Origin of the sequence: Kitasatospora sp. NPDC101157 (assembly GCF_044768255.1) — a bacterium.
GTDB lineage: Bacteria > Actinomycetota > Actinomycetes > Streptomycetales > Streptomycetaceae > Kitasatospora.
The window spans coordinates 1-2,364 of record NZ_JBIWPL010000054.1 but is presented as its reverse complement, the minus strand read 5'-3'; the positions used below and the strand labels follow the sequence as shown (position 1 = coordinate 2,364).

General features: G+C 68.0%; 1 protein-coding gene. It reads right to left on the bottom strand.

The window, feature by feature from the left end; genetic code table 11:
- Nucleotides 1-736 precede the first annotated feature (736 nt).
- Nucleotides 737-2,122 carry an IS1634 family transposase gene (locus tag ACIRVF_RS42365; RefSeq protein WP_402830421.1) on the bottom strand — a complete coding sequence of 462 codons (1,386 nt, stop codon included), beginning with the start codon at nt 2,120-2,122 and terminating at the stop codon, nt 737-739.
- Nucleotides 2,123-2,364 lie beyond the last annotated feature (242 nt).

Here is a 2,364-nt window from a genome sequence, read left to right as displayed (position 1 = left end):
GGCGCCCCCCCCCGCCCCCCCCCCGCCCCCCCCCCGCGCCCCGCGGCCCCCGCCCCCCGGCGGCGCCCGGGGATCGGCGCGGTGCTGCCCTGTTGTGTCTGATCCTCTTGGAAGGGTGGTGGGGAGACAGGCTGCGTTCGCCCGGCGAAGCAAGCGACGCCACGGCGCTTCCCGTCGAGCCGGCGGGCCGCACCTCACGAGAGGCAGATCATGGGCAAGTCATACGAAACGTACACTGATCAGAGCTACGGTATTGATGTCCAACCGGAGTTTTTGTCCTCTGAGCACTACGAGATGGCCAAGGGCCCGATCGACGTCAAGGAGGGCAGCGTCAAGAGCTACCGCAGGGTGATGCTGGCCGACCTGCCGAGCATGATGGCGCCCTACGTCGGCGAAGAGGGGCTCCGCCGCCTGGCCAACTTCGAAGAGATCGAGGTCCCCAACCAAGCGGAGGGCCGGCTCACCTCGACGTTCATGTCCGAGGTCCTGCGCAACGCGTTCTTCTCAGGGTCTCAGTACATTCGCGGCATCACCCCCGACAACCCGGCGTTCGTCCAGAGGGAGACCGTGTGGGAGGTGAGTAACCTGCCGGTGGAAACGAAGCTGTGCCTGCTCTTCGCGGCGGACGCCAAGCCGGTGGAAGCGCGCGTGACTTTGACCCCGGAGCCTGAGGGCATCCGCATGCAGCTCGCAGAACCCAGCAAGGACAAGGAGTACTGGCCCGCCACCGTCCTGTTCACGGACGGCATCGTGGACGTGCAGCGGGACCCGAACGCAGACGCCTTCTGGGCTGCGAGGACCAAGAAGTGGCGGCGATGCGCCGGTTGTGCTGCAGGAAGACGGGCGCGACCGCGAGGGGGCCTTTGAAGTCGTGGTAGCGGCGTTCGACCAAGGCCTGGCCCTTGTAGCGCAACAGGACCTGCTCGGCGGTGGCCTGTTCGGGGGTGAGGTTGGTCAGTAACGCGTACCAGCCGTCGACGGCCGCTTGGGCGGCCAGGACGTCCTGGTCGAAGTGCCATTCCAGGCCGGGCCGGCCGGTGGTGTCGATGGTGATCACGGTCCGCAAGCAGTCCTCGACCCGGTGGCTCTTGGCGATCACGCCGATCCGGGCGGCGATCTTCTCGGCCGTGCCGTAGAAACGTCCTCCGGCGCCGCGCTGGAGCTTTTCCAGGTCCTCGGCCGCGCGGGCCAGGCGTTTGGCGCGGGCGGTCTGCTGGCCGCGGGCGTTGCCGGTGGAGTGGACCAGGATCCGGCGCAGGGTGTGCACCGGATCGCTCTTGCGGCGCCCGGACAGGGTGTGGATGTCCTCCAGGACCCGGTAGACCTCGCGCCGGTCGGCGCTCTTGCACTCGTCCCGGTCCGGAACGTAGTCCACCACCCTCGCACCTTCGAGGTTCAAGCCGGCGTAGACCTCGTCGGGGATCTTGGCGGCTGGGGCGGGTGCGATGAAGGCGACCTTCGCGTCCAGCAGGGCGGTGACGTTCGCGTGGGACACCAGCTTGGAGTCCGCGACCAGCAGGAAGTCCCTGCGGTCGGCCATCTTCCGCAGCGCGTTCATCGCGCCGACTACCTGGGCCACCTCGCCCGCACCACCGTCGTAGACACGGTGGAAGACCGGAATGCCGCCGTCACCGCTGACCGCAAGGCCGGCCTGGATCTGCTTCAGATCGACCCGGCGATCCTTCGGGTGACCGTACTTGACCTGCGGGAACTCCTCGTCTTGGTCCTCGTAGGCGCCGAAGAGGGACATCGAGGTCATGTCCCAGTGGATCCGGGACACGTCGATACCGAACTCGGCGATGGCTTTCGCGCCGACCGTGCCGACCAGTTCCTCCAGGTGTGGTGCGATCGCGTCCAGCGCGCGGGCGAGCCGGTCGTCGCCCAGGAGGTCCGCATCGATGCCGAAGACTTCCTCCACCGCCCACTCCCGGGCCCAGTCGCCCACCCTCACCAGCGGCGCTGGCGCGGAGAGCCGGTTGGCGACCAGCACCTCGATCACCTGGCCGTGCGTGAGGTGCGCGACCTCGCGGATCGGGCACAGCCCGTCGACAATCCCGGCCACGTCCAGCCGGCGCAGAAACCCGGCAGAGGCAGGCAGAGCGCCCAGACGCCTCTCCACCACGGGCGTCAACTCCACGGCGAAGCGTGGACGGTGCACCCGTGAGCGACGTGAACGAGATATCGGCACGCCAGGCTCAACGACCGGCACCCCACCGGGACACCGGCCGCATCACCACATCATCCGAACTCGGTATGTGCGAAGGACGGGGCTAGTGCTACTCCGCGGAAGTTCGTGGAGGGGTGTTGGGCTTGGCGGCGTATTCGTCGGTGAGGATGCTGCAGGTGCACCAGTCACCCGTACAT